The organism is Cohnella thailandensis (assembly GCF_014212135.1).
GTDB lineage: Bacteria > Bacillota > Bacilli > Paenibacillales > Paenibacillaceae > Cohnella > Cohnella thailandensis.
Window position 1 is genome coordinate 43,857 of the sequence record NZ_JACJVQ010000013.1, and the last position, 17,213, is coordinate 61,069.

The following is a 17,213-nucleotide window of genomic DNA, read 5'->3' on the forward strand; positions in this document are numbered from 1 at the left end:
ATGATGCCGATGCCTCCTTGAAACAACACATTTTAATTAGTTTTTTTCTTTATTATGAATCGAATTAAAAATTCAATTAAGATTGATAAAATAAACACAATAACAATAATTACTCCAAAAAGCTGAAATAATATTAAATCACTTTCTCTTATTCCTATATATCCTGTTTCAGTACCGGTGCCATTCACAAACATGTGTTTACTCCGGTCTAATTCAATACTCTTATGTATTCGTTCATTCTTATGAAACTGGCTACATTCAATATCAGCTAAATCGAAAGCAACATGTGAAGAAATAGTGCTTTGTGAAAAAACAGTCCCCCTTAACGATCTTGACTGTCCGTCTAAACCATTGTACTGAGCATGCCATTCTTGATCATCTTCACCAAAAGCCATAAATCCTGTTGGCACATGTTCTATCCTTGCCTGAATAACTCTAATTGTGCTATTACAATAACTTGTTAAATAATTCTCTAACGCTATTCGTATTTCTTTCTCTATCTTCCCTTGTTCTTGCCAATCAGCGAGTATTCGGAATCCGCCTACTAAATAGGGCAACAATAATGAAATTAAAATAATTAGTGATATTTTTATCTTCATGCGTTCCCCTATTCTTTGCATCGGTTTCATCTAACGTTCTTGTGTTCACGACGTCCAACTCCCTTAAGTCCGAAGGGCGGCCGCGACGCGGTTAGGGAGTTGGACGTGTCCGGTTAATTGCGCTTCCCTGCTGCTGATATGCATCCACGGATTCACTTCTAACTTCTGCCGAACCGAGGGCCGAACGGCCCGAGGTGTGAACATGGTGTTATCCGATACCTCCGACTTCCTGAATCACCTTCAAATGCTCTAAATAGATAATCTGTTCTTATTCCGTTCCTTTAGTGATCTAGTTTACTCTGATAAAAGACACTAGAATATAAAAACACAAAAATAAACTATTCCAATTATTAGTAATATTAGTGAAATAAGAAAGTCTTTAGAGCCTTTCAAATACTTCCACTCTATAAATACATCAAGTCCCCTTCCAATCAAAAACGTTATTAACCAAAACCACTTATTCTTGCTGTCATCTGTTGTATCCAAAACAAACAAATAAATGCTTAATGTAATGATTACAAGTATTCCTCTGAGCCACCAATTGATCTTCCTAACGTCAGTATCAGAAGTCTCTTCTGATTTCCCTGCAAAGAGATACTTCTTCAAGGGTATTTGAATTAGGGCTAAAATTATTATTAATAACATAACTAATTGAATTGTATTTGGCATTGTAATATTTACTTATTCGCCTCCTTCATAACTTCTCGTTGATTGGTCCCTAAATTAAAATGAGCCGAAAACAAATAGATTTCAGTTTCTACACTTTCATCTATTCTTTATGCTCTCGGAGGTATCGGATAACGTTCCTGTATCCACGACGACCAAGCGACTTATGGGTGCACCAGCAGCCGGCCGCGTTTCGGTTAGTCGGTGCGGATGTGTCCGCCTGTATCCACTTCCCCTGCCTATCTCCTTCGGGCGGACCGAGCAGCCGTCAGGCTCCGATGCGTGGATATGATGTTACCTGATGCTCAGGCCATCATTGAATTTACTTCAAATTTAGCTCTTATTTATCTTAGAGGTACCTTCAAGTTAAGAACCTTTCATTAGTCCTTGATACTTATCGCTGAATTATCAATAAAAAATCCAAATAATCCCATAACTTTCATCTCATATATAGTATTTGAATATGAATAGTGATCCTCTACCTTCATATAAATACCTGCACTTCTTATATGTCTCGAATTCCATTCAATGTTCTTATCGCCATCTTTACAAATCATTCCATTGGGAGTCGATATACATGAAATACTGTGTTTATCTGATAACCATTTAAAATAATCATCATCATTCGGACAAGTTAGTATTGAAATGACGAAAATTAGACTTACTATTGAAAGGGTCCAAACAATAATTCGTTTCATAGATCTCCTTTCAAATCTAAAAAATTTATTGTTGCCTTATTTTTTCGAACTTTGAATTTCTTATAATTTATTCGTTGAATTTATTGGTATATACAAGCTAGCCTGAGTTTCAGGTAACGTTCCCGTATCCACGACGTCCCACCGACTTAAGCGACCAACGGGAGCGGCCGCGATGCGGTTAGTTGGTGCGGATGTGTCCGCCTGATTCCGCTTCCCTGCCAATTGCTTCTCGCGGACCAAGGGCCGTCAGGCCCGAAGCGTGAATATAATGTTATCGGAAGTTACTGACATCCTTGTAAACACTACAATAGTAAAGCCGATCAATTTATGATCGGCCAACAATCTAAAACAATTTCATTTGATTTGGATCATTTTTTGCTGCTTCAGCTTCTGCAATGAGATCTTCCCAGGGCCACCGTACAGTTAAAAACCTTCTGTAGAACAAAAACTGTCTATCAACTGCAGTGATATCATCATTAGCTTCATTGAAAGTAATTACTAAACCTCTACCATCTTTATCAACCTGCAATTCTTCCAATTTAGTCAAAATTGTTCTCATGTTAATCTTTTGAATTCTAGGTTGCCTCTCTCTTGATTTCCTGTAAATCTCATCAAGATTTAAGCCATTTATTAATTTGTTATCACTAGACTCAACTATAACCGCCATAGCATGGGCATAAATACCTGTAGAATCTTCTCTCTTTCTAATTCCTGAAGATACTGTCCTAGCAAATTGCTGATACAATGGGTTTAATTGTTCGGCGTATTTCATCGCTGCAGTCTCAAAGATATCTATCGATTCTAAATTCAATAATCCATCTTGCTTTGTGAAAATAGACATTTCATCAAGAAATGCTAACAAAAGTTGTTGAAGAATGCCGACGTTGCCATAACATATTTCAATTAATTTTTCCTGAATTATAGAAGATATTTTTATATTTAGTGCCAAGCTTCCTTTCTGAATAACGGAAACTAAATCTGTTTGCGACCAATATATAGATAATTCAATGATTCGTCCGGAAAGATCTTGATTTAAGTATGTAAGCAAGTTGCTTTGTGACCATACTCCAATAATAACTGTAAAACAGCCATAGTCCCAAAGAGTTTTTAAATCATAAGAGAATAATTCTCTTTCCAATATGGACAAATAATGAAAATCCTCAATTACTAGCTTTTTCTCCGATTTAATAATGATTTCAGCAATATATCTTAAATCATTAATATCATGACCATAATTTTTTTCTTTTTGATCCTGCGACATTTCCCCTTCAAGAGTCGCTTTAAATCCAATTTTAGCCAAAAGTGATGCACCGAAACTTGTTTCTGCTTCAATTTTCCCTTTTAATTTAGAACCTGATGATTCATCTACTATCAATTTTATACCCAATTGTGAAAGAGCATCAGTGTATATATCAATAACTGATTTTCCATATCTACATTGCACTATTAATCCATTAGGTATGTTTTTTTGCCTAAACCAGGACTTACCACATTTGGATTCGCCACGTAATGCCAAATGTGTTGGTCTTGCTAAATATTTTTGTACTTCAATATCTAAATTACCACGGTCAACATAAGAGTTAACTAGTATTTTGTTGGACAATCCAAAGACGTCGTGGGTTTGTAATTTTGTCATAAAACTACTCCTTTTCCCATCTTATATCCACAAAATAACATCTTATCTCTAGCAATTCAAGTATTCAGTGATTTCCGGTAACGTTCCTGAATCCACGACAACCGACTTAAGGCTCCGTCAGGAACTGTCCATGATCTGGTTAGTCGGTGCGATGTGTCCGCCTGATTCCGCGCTCCTGCAAATCCCTTCGGGCGGACCGAGGAACCGCAAGGCACCGAAGCGTGGAAATGATGTTATAAGATGTGCCCTCTTTGAGCTGCAAACAATTTGTACTTAGTGTTTAACAATAATCAGTTTAATTCCATCATGATTCTCAATGTCTCTGCTAATTTCTACTTCATCTCTAATAATTCCTATATCATAGACAACAAATAAGATACTTTCATAATTCTTTAGATATGCAGTAATATCTGCATTTATTTCTTCGATAATTTTGGATTTTTTACTACTTTCTTTAAGCAACTTAACTTCAATACACATTCTTAGTTTAGGAATAATAAAGTCAGGTATATATTCTCTCCCCGAATAATTAAATTTCCCAGTTTCTCTATCGTAATCAATTCCTTTATTAAATCCTCTACCTATAAATAAATTTTCTATTGCATTTTGAATATCTTTTTCTTTTGTTGGGATATCGAATATTACATTTCTTAATTTGGTCTTGAGAAAGTTCCCTATATTCTCTATTTCTTCAGATACAAAGTCGATTTGGCTTTCTAATGACACAATCAAAAAACGTGTACTCATTAGAACTGACTCAAGTATATTCTTAGCATCTGGCCAGACTGTATTTCCTGGTGATTTCATTCCATCAGTATTGAGCAGATAAAAGTTACCAAATTTCATTACTGTTTTAGCTCTATTTGCTAAATTGTTATAGACTAAGGCCATATCCTTAAAGGAAGTATATCTACTATGCTCTGCCACATCTCTATTAAGAATATCATCAATTGTCTTTTCTAGTGCCTTTGCTTGCAGCAAAAGAGTTTTTATTTCAATTAATTCCATCATCGATAGATTACTCATTTTCTTCTCCTTTTTTATATCCGGGATTTCTTATAACGTTCCTGTATCCACGACGTCCCACCGACTTAAGGCTGCGCCAGCAATCCGGTCGATGCGGTTAGTCGGTGCGGATGTGTCCGCCTGAATCTGCTTCTCTGCCAATCACATCCTGCGGACCGAGGGCCGAATGGACAGGAGCGTGAATACGGTGTTAGCTGATGTTGCTGTCATCCTGAACTACCTAAAGGTACTTAAACGTTTTAAGTGCTCTTAATGTTGAATCTAAAAATATCTTTCTTTCCATATGGAGATCCTTATTAATAATTTGCAAGCAATCATTAATAATTGTATTACCCACTCCTGTAAATTCTTTAATAATATCTATTGTTATTCCTTTTTTCATCATTTCAATAATTACGAATCTTATGATTCCTTGAATATCTGTTCTTGATGTCAAACTTCCCAAAAAGGTTGCTGTGAAACCTGTAATTTCGGCTAACTGCTCACCATTTGATTTGATGAATAGAATGTTTGACTCTGTTCTTTTGTTTCTTAAAGACGAATAAAGTTCAAATTGATCTATAAGCATGTGTGGCAAATGTATTTCATAATTATTGATTGTTAATGTTCCATATCGTAAGTTCACATCTGCTAGTTTTAATTTTGGGATAAGTTTATATTTTATTCCAGTTAAAATTATTAATTTAATAATCAGTGCCGGTACAAATTTCTTGTCAAAGTATTCATCATCCATTGATTCGACTTTAAGGGTATCATTACATAAACCAATTAATTCTTGTATTTCTACTTCATTAAAAACTCTAGTGCTTTCTTTATCTTTTAAATTCTTTGAAATCCAAGTATTAATCCGTGCCCGATATGACCTGTCACTATATATTGGTGCATGCATTTCTTCATATAATTCTTTATTTGAAAAATGTTTTTTTTCGTAAGCGTACTGAAAATATTCAGTAAACACAGAGATGAAACGATTTGCAGTAGACATAGAAGTTACCTTACTATGATCAACATAATATTTAAGACTTTTGATTATTAAATCTGTATTAGCGCCACCCAAAACGTGTCTCCAGGTTGACTCACTTACTTTTTCTGTCTCAAGAAACGTCCAAAATATATTTAAATCTTTTTCATATCCTTGGACTTGAGCGGAAGCTTCTTGCTTTGCTGCGATAAAATCCTTCACTGAATCACTAAAATTCATTTGTATTTTCCTTTCACAGTAATTTCAGCCAACGTTCCCGTATCCACGACGTCCCACCGGCTTAAGGCTCCGCCAGGATCCGGCCGCGATGCGGTTAGTCGGTGCGGATGTGTCCGCCTGATTCCACTTCTCTGTTTATCCCCTTCAGGCTCCGATGCGTGGATATGATGTTATCGGATGCTTCTGCCTTCCTTGATAAACCCACGTTCGAGTCTTTAATTTCAGTCTTAATTATTTATTAATTTTGATCACTATTCTTCATACTCTTTATTATCTATTTTCATTACATTCTCTATCCATTCTTCAAATGAATAGTATATTATTGATTTTGGCCAATCTGGACTTAATTCTTTACTCATCTTCCATATTAAATGCACTTGAACATATTTATCTTCTGACCTTTTGAATTTAAATAATACATCGTCATTATCGATCCTTCTTGAAACTACTTCTAGTTCTTCACCAAATAGAATATGTTCAATTGATACTTCTTTAATAAGCTCTTTAATAAATGCACTTGATGTTTCTTGAATCCAAGGTTCTATGAATTGACTATAGGGTTCGTTCATACTAGCCCCCCTTATGCTCTAATAATATATAAAGCAGAAGTTTCCGATAACGTCTTTTCTACGATCTTCATAAATCACTTCATTTGAGCTGATTTACGAAATTTATGTGTCCCCCCTCGAACTATCCTTCGCAATATGTGCTCTTTACTGTAGTGATTACGAACTATCTATTTGTCAGTTATTGTATATTATAGTCTTTAAAATCATCATATGCCATGGTTTTTCAATGGTCATGCACAAGACCGCCCACCTAATCGATAAATCCCCACTCCGCATTCCGCCCCCCCCCTACGAATCAATCAAAAGGACTACGAATATTCCCTATGTCCTTAACAGAGATATGGGTGTATCGTTGTGTGGTACGCATGCTCCGATGAACGGATGTCGATACCGCCTTCAAGAAGGTGGGTGGCGAAGCAGTGCCTCAAAGTGTGGACGCTAACTTTCTTGGTTATTTAACGTTGCGAACGGCTTGCTTGAATACTTTCTGAACGGTGCGTTCCGTCAGGTGGTCTTCGGGTGATTGGCCGGGAAAAAGCCATTGTCCTTCTCCGGCTAGACCCGATTGACTATAGTGCTTCACGACCTCAAAGGCAGTGTCCGATAGAAGCGTATACCGGTCCTTCCTCCCTTTTCCTTGGCGGATATGCAACGTCTTTCTCTCCGGATCGATATCCATCTTTTGCAAGCGAACCGCTTCGCCAACTCGAAGTCCGGAGGAATAGATGATATAGAGACAGTTCATTGGGAAGCTTATTTTCCTTCTTAGGCCGTGGTATCTTCTCAGAGACAAACATTCCGCACACATGTCGCAAGTAAAACTGTATCGCGCTAATCGCTTGGTTAACGTAAGCGTGGGACTTTCCTTCTTCAAGCAGTTCCACATTATACAGAGTTAGGCATGAGGGATCGGGTTTTCTATCGTTGCTTGAGCAAAAGCGGAGGAAACGTTCGATATGGCTTCGGTAAGTACGGTTCGTTTGAAAACTGTAGCCCTGCAGTTTGAGTTCTTGGAGGAGTTTCTTTCTATCGACAGGCAGTTGCACGGCGTTTGGTCTTACATTAGAAAATAATGAAGGAAAAAGGTCCAATAGCTCGGGTGACCAGTCTAAGTCGCTATGCTTAAACAATTCTATGATCCGTCGCACCGTATCCATGTCATTAGAGACAACCCAAGCCCGTAGCTCCCGATCGAATCGGCGAACGGGTAAACTTCGAAATCGAGCCAGTTGAATGTCGAATTCGAAGTCCTCCGCGATCGTTACGTGAACCGCAATCTCCTTTTCATTTGCCATGGTTACGTTCAGCTTCATTTTCAGCCACTCCTCCCATCCATTTCGCCAGAAAAGACAAAAAGCCCGCCAGCTCCCAGCCGGATTCATCATCCGGAGAGAAGCGGCAAGCTCTCGATGCTTTCGGAGCTTCGAAGAAACGCGAAGATGCGTTCTTCGACCTACTTTGCTCTAACGATATCATTCCATAAACGGTTCGTCCATAGTGGAGACTAAATGCGCCTCAAGCCCCCAACCCGCGCACCAACCACAGAACAAGCGACAACAGCAAAACAACAGCCACCAATGCCGTATCTCGCTTGCCCCAACTACTGAGCTTCAGAAGCGTGGGATATTTCTGTCGGCCGACGCCCCGGCTCTCGAGCGCGACCGCCGCTTGATCTCCCAGCCGGAACAGAGAAAGCAGAAACGGCTGTGCGGTGCGGCTGAGCCGTCGGACCGACCCGCCTAGCGATTTTCGCCCCGCTTCTTTGCCTCTCGCGATGGCATATCGATTGAACCTCTCCCATTCGTTCAGGAAAATCGGGATAAACCGAAGCATAAGAGTGACCGTCAGAAGGAACTTCTGGAAGGCAGGCGCGATTCTCCCCCGGAAGCCGAGCACGCTCTCCAGCGATCTCCGCAGCCTGATCGGCGTAATCGACACCGCCAAGCCGAGCCCCAGCAGGAAAACGATAAACGTCCGCGCCATCGAATGAAGCGCCGTCAGGAAAGCCTCCCCTTGGAAGCCCCACTGGCCGCCCGCGTCCCGACCGATGCCCGCCACGACCGACACGGTAAGCGTGAAGACGAGGAAGCTGAGGATGAACCCGCGCCACCTTCCGATCGGAATTCGCCCTCCCCAGATGGCCGCCGCGGCGATCGCTCCTCCTGCCGCCACCCCCCACCAGCTTTGCTGGGCGAGGATCGCAACAGATAACAGCACATAAGACAACCATAGAGCCCGCGGGTCAAAAAAAGCGATCGAGGAACGCGACCCTTTCTGTCGTTCTTGCCTAGCAGAGGCGTTATCCATTCGGTAGACGACTGAAGACTCAGGCGGAGACTCGCCCGCCTCTCGCACCAGCCTCCCCCATTGTCTTGCCAGCTCGGACGGCTTCCAGACCGAGGAGATCGGAATTCCCGTTCGCAGCATCGGCTCAAGAACCTTTAGCCAAGCGGGAACCGCCATGCCCGCTTCCTCCCACCAATCCGGGTGATGAAGAAGCTCCTCCGGCGAGCATTCGCGCAGACTGCCGCCATCAGCCGCCAATAGCAGTACCTGATCGGCCAGAGGAAGCGCCCATTCCGTGTCGTGAGAGATAAGCAGCACTCCCTGCCCTTCTCGCGCAGCCCTTTCCGCAAGTATCTGTCGAAGCTGCTCCTGACCCGGAGCATCCAATCCGGCCGTCGGCTCATCGAGCAGCAGCCAATCGCTCGGCGCTACTAGCAAGCAGGCGAGAGCGAGCCTTCGTCTCTCCCCGCCGCTAAGACGGTATGGCGAACGAACAAGCCACGACTCCTCCCAGCCGACCGCTTCCAGCGCAGCCAGCATCCTCCGCCTACGCTCATCCGAAGAAAGCGAATAAGGCTTCAGCGTCTCCAACAGCTCTTCTTCCACGGTACGGCCGACAAGCTGCTCCTCGGGAGCTTGGCTCGAATAAGCGTACGCTTTGAGCGCATCCGGATTTCTCGCTTTGCGCCCCCGGCGTCCTTCTTTCCACAGCGGCAGCGAGCCGTAACGAACCTCCGCACCGGTCCCCGGATGCAACCCGGCCATACTTTCCAGCCAATACGTTTTGCCGGCCCCGTTCCTTCCGAACAGGACCGTAATGCTTCCCGAGCGCAGGAGTAGGGGATTCGCGTCATCCCGGAAGCGAACGAGGAGATCCGACTCTCTAACTAACGTCATCTCGCGAACCCTCTCTCCATCGTGTTCGCCCATTCCTCCGGCGTCATGGGAAGAGGCCAATCCACCCGGCCGGCCCGATGCAGCTCGAATGCCAGCTCCGCCAGATAGGGAAGCCTCAATCCGCATTCCTCGCATGGCGTTCCAACTCTAGCGCGATCGTCCCGCCTCTCGCCATAGAGGAACTCTCTCCCGGAGCCGTCGAATCGGATCTTACCTTCCGATAGGGCAACGACTCGAACATCGGGCTCCAGCTCCTCCAGCCTCTGAGTCAACCAGACGACCGCGGTTCCCTGCTCGTGGAGACGCTTGGCAAGAGTTCGAACCCGAAGTGCCGTCTCTTCGTCCAGCATCGAAGTCGCTTCGTCGAATACGATGAGCGGGGTTCGGCAAGCCGAAGCGGCGACGACCGCGGCTAGCTGCCGCTGCCCGCCCGACAGCTCGGCCCAAGGCGAATCCGCGAGCTCGAGCAGCCCTGCTTCTTCTAGCGCGGCCTCCACTCGAAGCGGAATCTCTTCCGCCGGCACCGCCTGCCACTCGAGAGCGAAGGTAACCTCCTCGCGAGGCGTATCGGCGAACAGCTGGGCATCCGGCTGCTGCATCACATAGGCGGCTGCGCCCTCTCCCGCGAATCCCCGCTCCATCGATCCGACGGCGCCCTCTTCATAGATTCCCGCAAGGATTCGTCCGAGCGTCGATTTGCCGCTGCCGTTCACGCCGACCAGGTAGAGCCATTCGCCTCTATTAAGCTTCAAGGAGAGGTCGTCCAACCGGGCGGTGGTCTCCCCTCTCTCATCCTCCGTAAGAACCGATAGATGGTTAACTCGTAATCTCTCATCCATCCGACCGCGAATTCCCCTCTTCCCAATCCGTCTTTCCCGTGCTACAATCCAAATTGTTAACCACACAACCACATTTAGGTTAACATTAACGAAGGAGTTTTGACAATGACCATTTCCGATTCTGCATCCGAACAGCCTTCATCGCCAGACTCTAATCGCAAGCTTGAACCGCTTAAGCCGATACGATCGAATTCCGCGGGCTGGATTCGCGGCGTCGTGTTCACCGCGCTTTTTGCGGCGTTGTTCATTGCGTTCAGCGCCATCAAGTTCTCCATCGGCATCTCTCCGGTCCCGATCACGCTGCAGGTGCTTGCCGTCATGCTGGCCGGCGGGTTCCTCGGCGCGTTCTACGGCTTCTGGAGCATCGCCATCGTCCTTCTGCTGACGGCCACCGGTCTCCCGCTCCTTCATGGCAACGGAGGCTTCTCCTTGATCTTCGGCCCGACGGGCGGCTTCCTATGGGCGTTCCCGTTCTGCGCTCTCTTCATCGGTTGGATAACCGATCTTCTGCTGCGCAACGGGCAGACAAGAACGATGAGCGTGTATCGTTACATCGCTCTCGCCGTCGCGATCTATATCGGCGGATTGATATCGTACATAGGCGGAGTGCCTTGGCTCGCTTACAAGCTGGATTATTCGTTTGCGAAGGCGATCTCCGTCGGCATGACGCCTTATCTGGCCGTCGACGCGGTCAAAGCGGTCGTCGCCGCGCTGCTCGTCGGCGCCCTGCGTCCCGCTTTCAAGCCTCTGCGCAGAGGCTCCCGCAATTAGCAATTAGCAATTAGCAATAGCAATTAACAAGAAGAAGGCCTCCCGAGCGTCGATCGCGCGACGCGGCGGGAAGCCTTCTTTGCCTTTACAGCGCGCGGCGGTAGATGTCCAGGACGTCCTCTTTCGTTAAGGACAGGAAGTGCCCGCGAGGGCCGTTCGCCGTCACCTTGCCCGCCATGAGCTCCAGCTTGCTGTCATCGATTCCGTAATCGCCAAGGCGAGTCGGCGCTCCGAGGGACGACCAGAAGTCCCTCAAGGCCGCGATGGCGTCTTCGGCCAGCTTTTCCACCGGTCGGCCTTCCCCGTTCACTCCGAACACGTTAACTCCGAGCTGCGCGAACTTCTCCGGATGCTTCTTGGACGCGACGTCCATCCAGTGCGGGAACAGAATCGCCAGACCCCCGCCATGCGGGATATCGTAGACGGCGGAGACGGCATGCTCCATGTCGTGATTCGCCCAATCTCCCCGAACCCCCATCGAGAGCAGCCCGTTCAGAGCCATCGTTCCGCAGTACAGAATCGTGCCGCGGTGCTCCAGATTGCCGAGATCCTTCACCAGCTTCGGAGCGGTCTGAACGATCGCGCGCAAAATCGATTCGCAGAACCCGTCCTGCACCGGGGTGTTCGAATCCTGATGAAAATACTGCTCGAACACATGGCTCATCATGTCGACGATCCCGTAAACCGTCTGGTCCAGCGGAACGGACGCCGTAAACGAAGGCACCAGAATGGAAAACTGCGGGAATACGAGCGGGCTGCCCCAGCCGTGCTTCTCTTCGACCTCGAGATTAGAGATGACCGAGCCCGAATTCATCTCGGAGCCGGTCGCGGCCAGCGTCAGAACGGCGCCAAGCGGCAGAGCGTCCTTAACGACCGCTTTCTTGGTTACGACTTCCCAGAAGTCCCCGTCGTACTTCGCCGCCGCGGCGATCGCCTTCGTGCAGTCGATGACGCTCCCGCCGCCAACCGCAAGCACCCAATCGATCTTGTGCTCCCGGCATAGCTCGGCTCCGCGCCGAACGGTCGTGACTCGCGGATTCGGCTCGACGCCGGAGAGCTCGAACACCTCGGCCCCCGCTTCCCGCAGCTCGCCCATGACCGCGTCATAGACGCCGTTGCGGCGGATGCTTCCTCCGCCATAGACGAGCAGGACCCGCGTACCCAATCTCTTGCCTTCCATGCCGAGCTTGCTTAATTGATCTTCTCCGAAATAAAGCTTCGTCGGGTTCGAGTAAACGAACGATTTCATCCGGAACACTCCTTTGTCTGGCGGATCTGTGCTTATTCCCTCGTGGGACGACCGTACAAGCAAGCCAATGTCCTTGAGCATAAAGTGAAAGGTACCCGAAGACATCCTTGCTCGCAGGGTTACACGAGGAGCGTGAATCGGCTTCATGTCAAGCATACGGTTGGACATTTATCATTCGCAAATACCGAATAACGCCGTCTATCTTACCTTCAATGGACTTGGCAGCGGCGAGAATACCTTGCGGTCCATAGGAAGCGGCAAGCAAGTGACCCTTAGACGAGGCACCGTGCGCCGGAATGCCATCCTCCTCTTTCGGGAGAACGGCGAGAGCTTCACGAACGAGATGGAGATGAGCTCTAAGCTGGCCGCCGCTCTCAGCCTTCGTTCTCATTTTCGCTATCTCGTAACCTATGATTCGGTGGCGAACGTCCTTGCCTTCGTCCCTTCCCCGATCAGCATCGCTCAAGCCAAGCTTAAGAGCAACTACAAAGCCAATTTGAACCGAATTTTGATCGGCTACGAGCTTCTCTCCAAGCTGGGCATTCCCGAGAATCGCTCGCAGAGCGTCGTGTGCCGAACGCAATCCGCTTCCATACGGCTGACCGTCAGCACCCCGTCGAACCTGTTCGACAACGGCCTCGGTCTGGATCCGGCGGTCATCCGGGCCCTGCATCTGGTTCCCGACTCCCATGTAACGCTCAGCTACAATCAGAACACGAAAGTACTGGCCTTCAAAGCGGCGAAGCCGCCAAGCTCATCGCAGAACAGAACGGGCGGAGCCTCTTAGCGGCTCCGCCCATCTTCTGCCTCTATCCCGATGGAACGAGGAGCTTAATCGCAATTTTCCGGCGCTTCCGGCTTCGAGGCGGCTTCCAGATCCAGCTTCTCGGCTACCGTATCGCGGATGATCGATACGATCGATTGCAGCAAGTAGTTCACGTCCGTCTGGCTCTGCTGGAACTGCTGCACGACCGGCATCTCGTCGAGCTCGTCCTGGAGAACGGCGATTTCCTGCTCGATTTTGTCCACCATAGCCGGGTTCTTGAACGTATTCTGGAAGGCGACAAGCTCCTTCTGTTTCTTCTTGATCTGCGCGATCAAGCCTTGGATCTTCTCATGCGATTGAACCAGTCTCTCGGACTTCTGGTAGAGGGAGACCTCTTCCGTCGTCGTGATCAGCTGGGCCAGCTCGCGCGCGCGAGCCAGAATGTCCTCCCGGACGATCAGCTCCCGGTTGTCGAAGCGAGGAATGCCTTCTTCATCGTGATGGCAATGGTCATAAGGATCATGGTCATGCGTATGGTCGTGAATTGAATTCGTTGCGGACATGTCGATAAGTCTCCTTGTATCGGCGAATAGCCCGGCTATTCGGCATCAGTATTGTGGTGAATCCGGTTAAGCTCCGTGAGACAAAGCGGCCAATTGCGGAGGCTCGACCGCTTCTGCGTTCAGATACCAGGTCATCGGCTTCGTGATCCGAACCTGCATGAAGTGCCCGACCCAGTCCTTCGGTCCTTCGAAGTGAATCAGCTTGTTCGAACGGGTCCGTCCGGAGAGGACGTTCGGATTGTTCTTGCTCTGGCCTTCGACGAGAACCTCGACCGTCTCCCCGACGAGCTGCTGGTTGCTCTTCAAGCTCATCTCGGCAATCAGCGCGTTCAGACGGCTCAGGCGCTCCTGCTTCACGGACATCGGAACGTTGTCCTCCATCGCGGCAGCCGGCGTGCCTTCCCGAGGGGAGTAGATAAACGTGTACGCCATGGAAATTCTGGTTTCGCGCACGATGGACAGCGTCTCCTCGAACTGCTCCTCCGTCTCGCCAGGGAAGCCGACGATGATGTCGGATGTTAGAACCGCGTTCGGGATCGCCTCTCGGATCTTGCGTACCAGCTCCAGGAACTGCTCTCTCGTATACTTCCGGCTCATCCGCTTCAGCACCTCGGTGCTCCCCGATTGGAAAGGCAGGTGAATCGCCTCGACCAGATTGCCGCCCTTCGCGAGCACCTCGATCAGATGATCGTCGAAGTCGCGGGGATGCGAGGTCGTGAAGCGAACGCGCGGAATGTCGATCGAACGGATGTCTTCCATCAGGTCGGCGAACCGGTATTGGCGATCCGCGAAGTCTTTGCCGTAGGCGTTCACGTTCTGTCCCAGGAGGGTAATCTCCTTGAAGCCTCGTCTAGCCAGGTCCCGCACTTCCGCGATCACGTCCTCCGGAAGCCGGCTTCTCTCCTTGCCTCTCGTATACGGCACGATGCAATACGTACAGAATTTGTCGCAGCCGTACATGATGTTGACCCAAGCTCTCATTCCGTCGCGTTTCTTCGGCAGGTTCTCGATGATGTCGCCTTCCTTGGACCACACCTCGATGACCATCTCCCGGGAAAAAACGACGTCGCGAAGAAGGTGCGGAAGCCGATGGATGTTGTGAGTCCCGAAGACGAGATCCACGTGCGGGTGCTTGCTCATCAGCCGGTTCACGACCGCCGCCTCTTGGGACATGCAGCCGCAGACTCCGAGAATCAAGCCCGGCTTCTCCTGCTTTAAGGTCTTGAGATGGCCGAGCTCTCCGAACACCTTGTCCTCCGCGTTCTCGCGGATCGCGCACGTGTTCAGGAGGATTACGTCCGCCTGCTTCCGGTCCTCGGTAGCGGCGTAGCCCATCTCCTCGAACAGGCCCCGCATTACCTCGGTATCGTGCTCGTTCATCTGGCAGCCGTAGGTCATGATGTAATAAAATTTATCCCTGCCGAAGTCCCGCATGTCTTCGGGAATGGCATTATCGTAATGAATCCGAATCTCTTCCTTGCCCCGCTTCTTCTCATCCTTGTAGTCAGGGGCGGACTGGATCTGGATATGGCGGCCGTTCAGTCGGAGTGTCGTCTTGCCGTCCTCTTCCCGAATCACCTTGGCATCGCTGAAGTCGAAGTACTTCGAATAATCCTTGGTCTCCTTCTTCATCTCGGTTACGCTTCCCCCTCATCAAGCTGTCAGCGTTGTCATCCTTGCAAAGCGTTGCTCCGAAAAATTATACCATTAGAGCGGCGCGATTGCCATTGCCTGCCTTCTATTTGACGGCAAAAAGACGAGCTCTCGCTCGCCTTGACCGTTCTCTGCGTCGGTTCGCTGCTCCGATTACTCGATGATCTCGCCGAAATCGCCCGTCGACACGCCCGCCGCGTTGCCCTCGTCGGTATCGATATGCATGTCCAAAGCGAAATCGGGCGATACGCGCGCGATGACGTTCTCGAACACTAAGCCTCGCTCTCCGCCTACCCTGACTTTAAGCAGCTGCTTGTCCGAGATGCCCCAACGCTCGGCGTCCGAGGTGTGGAAATGAATATGCCTTGCGGCGATAATGACGCCCTTCTCGACCGTCACTTCCCCGGCGGGACCTACGATCCGCATGCCGGGGGTGCCTTCGATATGGCCGGATTCGCGAACGGGCGCGGGAATGCCGAGCGAGAACGCGTCCGTCTTGGATACTTCGAGCTGGGTTGCCTTTCTGGCCGGACCGAGAATCCGTACCTTCGGGAAGGAGCCCTTCGGTCCATATACCGCTACCGTCTCGTTCGCGGCGAATTGACCGGGCTGGGAGAGAGGCTTCATCTCCGTCAGCTTGGCGCCTTGGCCGAACAGAATCTCGATATGCTCCTGGCTGAGATGGATATGGCGCGCCGAGACGCCTACGGGTATTTGCCGGGTTTCGTTCATGGTAATCCTTCCTCTCTTCTGTCGATACGCTAGGAATCGTCTATACGAAGCCATTATAACCCAAACGGCGGGCTATGGTTCAAGCGGCGACAACTATTCACATGCCGTCCATAGAGTTGTCGGGGATTTGCCTTATTCTCCGCAAAAAACAGAGGAAGGATCGCTCCTCCCCCTCGGTTTCTCGGTCGATTCGATTATTTGAATTCCGCCAGCAGCTTGTCGAAGTCGCCCGCGGACAGCTTCAAATCCTGCTTCGCCAGCGCTTCCTGCCTGAAGCCGACGGCCAGATCCTCGTACGATTTGCGTCCCTTGTCCTGATAGATCAGACCGGTCAGCATGCCGCCCGTCTCCATGATCTTGTTCATGGCGGCGACGCGGTTCGACGGGTCGTAATCCTCGAATTGGTCGAGGTTGACGATGTTCTCCTTGAACCAGTCGTACGTGTTGATCTTGTTGAAGGTCACGCAAGGGCTGAATACGTTGATCAGCGAGAAGCCCTTGTGCTGCAGCCCGGCTTCGATCAGAGCCGTCAGCTGCTTCAGATCGCTCGAGAACGACTGGGCGACGAACGTTGCGCCCGCGGACAGCGCGATCTCCAGCGGAGACAGCGTGGACTCGATCGAGCCCTCCGGCGTCGACTTCGTCTTGAAGCCTTCGGCGCTGCGCGGGGACGTCTGCCCCTTCGTCAGGCCATAGATCTGATTGTCCATGACGATGTAGGTAATGTCGAGGTTCCGGCGGATCGCGTGAACCGTGTGGCCCATCCCGATCGCGAAGCCGTCTCCGTCGCCGCCCGAAGCGATGACCGTCAGCTCGCGGTTGGCGAGCTTGACGCCTTGGGCGATCGGCAGCGCGCGGCCGTGAATGCCGTGCAGGCCGTAAGCGTTGATGTAGCCGGAGATCCGTCCCGAGCAGCCGATGCCGGAGATGACCGCGAGCTGCTCCGGCTCTAGGCCGACGTTCGCCGCCGCGCGTTGAATGGCCGCCTGAACGGAGAAGTCTCCGCAGCCCGGACACCAGTTCGGCTTGACGTTGTTGCGGAACTCTTTGAATGTCGCCATT

At 49.1% G+C, this 17,213-nt stretch carries 16 protein-coding genes and 1 pseudogene; 2 read left to right on the top strand and 15 right to left on the bottom strand.

Going from position 1 to position 17,213, the window contains the following annotated elements; genetic code table 11:
• Positions 1-32: 32 nt before the first annotated feature.
• From H7B67_RS14345 to H7B67_RS14380, 10 genes and pseudogenes are all read right to left on the bottom strand, one after another.
• Positions 33-629 carry a hypothetical protein gene (locus H7B67_RS14345; RefSeq protein WP_185120538.1) on the bottom strand — a complete coding sequence of 199 codons (597 nt, stop codon included), beginning with the start codon at positions 627-629 and terminating at the stop codon, positions 33-35.
• 282 nt (positions 630-911) lie between these two features.
• A complete protein-coding gene (locus tag H7B67_RS31470) occupies positions 912-1,268 on the bottom strand; it encodes a DUF4181 domain-containing protein (protein ID WP_425353896.1) in 357 nt (118 codons plus the stop codon).
• A 1,038-nt stretch (positions 1,269-2,306) separates the two neighbouring features.
• Positions 2,307-3,599 carry a hypothetical protein gene (locus H7B67_RS14350; RefSeq protein WP_185120539.1) on the bottom strand — a complete coding sequence of 431 codons (1,293 nt, stop codon included), beginning with the start codon at positions 3,597-3,599 and terminating at the stop codon, positions 2,307-2,309.
• 273 nt (positions 3,600-3,872) lie between these two features.
• Entirely contained in the window at positions 3,873-4,625 is a 753-nt protein-coding gene (locus H7B67_RS14355; protein ID WP_185120540.1) for a PD-(D/E)XK nuclease domain-containing protein, read from the bottom strand.
• A gap of 220 nt (positions 4,626-4,845) precedes the next feature.
• Positions 4,846-5,826, bottom strand: coding sequence for a site-specific integrase (locus H7B67_RS14360; RefSeq protein WP_185120541.1), 981 nt, complete (start codon positions 5,824-5,826; stop codon positions 4,846-4,848).
• 251 nt (positions 5,827-6,077) lie between these two features.
• Entirely contained in the window at positions 6,078-6,395 is a 318-nt protein-coding gene (locus H7B67_RS14365; protein ID WP_185120542.1) for a hypothetical protein, read from the bottom strand.
• Between the two features lie 451 nt (positions 6,396-6,846).
• Positions 6,847-7,140 (bottom strand): tyrosine-type recombinase/integrase, encoded by a 294-nt coding sequence (locus tag H7B67_RS14370; protein WP_245363618.1) that lies wholly within the window; start codon positions 7,138-7,140, stop codon positions 6,847-6,849.
• A 112-nt stretch (positions 7,141-7,252) separates the two neighbouring features.
• A pseudogene (locus H7B67_RS31475) lies at positions 7,253-7,780 on the bottom strand (hypothetical protein); the annotation flags it as partial.
• A gap of 130 nt (positions 7,781-7,910) precedes the next feature.
• A complete protein-coding gene (locus tag H7B67_RS14375; protein WP_185120543.1) occupies positions 7,911-9,578 on the bottom strand; it encodes an ATP-binding cassette domain-containing protein in 1,668 nt (555 codons plus the stop codon).
• The gene (locus H7B67_RS14380) at positions 9,575-10,417 is read right to left on the bottom strand and encodes an energy-coupling factor ABC transporter ATP-binding protein (RefSeq protein WP_185120544.1); all 843 of its coding nucleotides are present in this window, start codon (positions 10,415-10,417) and stop codon (positions 9,575-9,577) included. The genes H7B67_RS14375 and H7B67_RS14380 overlap by 4 nt, the downstream gene beginning before the upstream one ends.
• Positions 10,418-10,522: 105 nt before the next feature.
• Here H7B67_RS14380 and H7B67_RS14385 point away from each other — a divergent pair, with 105 nt between their 5' ends.
• Positions 10,523-11,188 carry a biotin transporter BioY gene (locus tag H7B67_RS14385; RefSeq protein WP_185120545.1) on the top strand — a complete coding sequence of 222 codons (666 nt, stop codon included), beginning with the start codon at positions 10,523-10,525 and terminating at the stop codon, positions 11,186-11,188.
• Positions 11,189-11,273: 85 nt separating this feature from the next.
• Here H7B67_RS14385 and H7B67_RS14390 read toward each other — a convergent pair whose 3' ends face one another.
• Entirely contained in the window at positions 11,274-12,437 is a 1,164-nt protein-coding gene (locus H7B67_RS14390) for an iron-containing alcohol dehydrogenase (RefSeq protein ID WP_185120546.1), read from the bottom strand.
• Between the two features lie 145 nt (positions 12,438-12,582).
• Between H7B67_RS14390 and H7B67_RS14395 the strand changes: the two genes are divergently transcribed.
• Positions 12,583-13,224, top strand: coding sequence for a hypothetical protein (locus tag H7B67_RS14395; RefSeq protein ID WP_185120547.1), 642 nt, complete (start codon positions 12,583-12,585; stop codon positions 13,222-13,224).
• Between the two features lie 44 nt (positions 13,225-13,268).
• Here the strand turns inward: H7B67_RS14395 and H7B67_RS14400 are convergent, their stop codons facing one another.
• The 4 genes from H7B67_RS14400 to H7B67_RS14415 form a co-directional block, all read right to left on the bottom strand.
• A complete protein-coding gene (locus tag H7B67_RS14400) occupies positions 13,269-13,766 on the bottom strand; it encodes a YlbF/YmcA family competence regulator (RefSeq protein ID WP_185120548.1) in 498 nt (165 codons plus the stop codon).
• Between the two features lie 66 nt (positions 13,767-13,832).
• Positions 13,833-15,398 (bottom strand): tRNA (N6-isopentenyl adenosine(37)-C2)-methylthiotransferase MiaB, encoded by a 1,566-nt coding sequence (miaB, locus tag H7B67_RS14405; RefSeq protein WP_185120549.1) that lies wholly within the window; start codon positions 15,396-15,398, stop codon positions 13,833-13,835.
• Positions 15,399-15,572: 174 nt separating this feature from the next.
• The gene (gene pduL, locus H7B67_RS14410; RefSeq protein ID WP_185120550.1) at positions 15,573-16,151 is read right to left on the bottom strand and encodes a phosphate propanoyltransferase; all 579 of its coding nucleotides are present in this window, start codon (positions 16,149-16,151) and stop codon (positions 15,573-15,575) included.
• A gap of 194 nt (positions 16,152-16,345) precedes the next feature.
• Positions 16,346-17,212 (bottom strand): 2-oxoacid:ferredoxin oxidoreductase subunit beta, encoded by an 867-nt coding sequence (locus H7B67_RS14415; protein ID WP_185120551.1) that lies wholly within the window; start codon positions 17,210-17,212, stop codon positions 16,346-16,348.
• Position 17,213: the final 1 nt, after the last annotated feature.